General features: G+C 66.1%; 1 pseudogene. It reads left to right on the top strand.

Features of this window, described 5'->3' with window-relative positions:
* Positions 1 to 257, top strand: a pseudogene (locus tag SB717_RS37520) (ABC transporter ATP-binding protein); the annotation flags it as partial.

Raw genomic sequence — 257 nt, 5'->3', positions numbered from 1 at the left:
CTGCTGCTCGACGAGGCCACCGCCACCCTGGACCAGTCGACCGAACGCCGGGTGCTGGCCGCCGGACGACACCTGACCGGGTCCCGGACGTCGGTGATCGTCGCCCACCGGTTGGCCACTGCAGCCCGCGCCGATCGCATCGCGGTGGTGTCCGACGGACGTATCGTCGAACTCGGAACACATCGGGAATTGCTGTTGTTGAATGGTCGGTACCGTGCTCTGTGGACGGCTGGTATCACACCCGATGAGGTCGAACC

It is taken from the genome of Priestia sp. SIMBA_032, from assembly GCF_046535215.1.
In the GTDB taxonomy this organism is placed as follows: Bacteria; Bacillota; Bacilli; order Bacillales; family Bacillaceae_H; genus Priestia; species Priestia aryabhattai.
The sequence above is the reverse complement of the archived record's forward strand: the minus strand, read 5'-3'. Positions and strand labels throughout refer to the sequence as shown.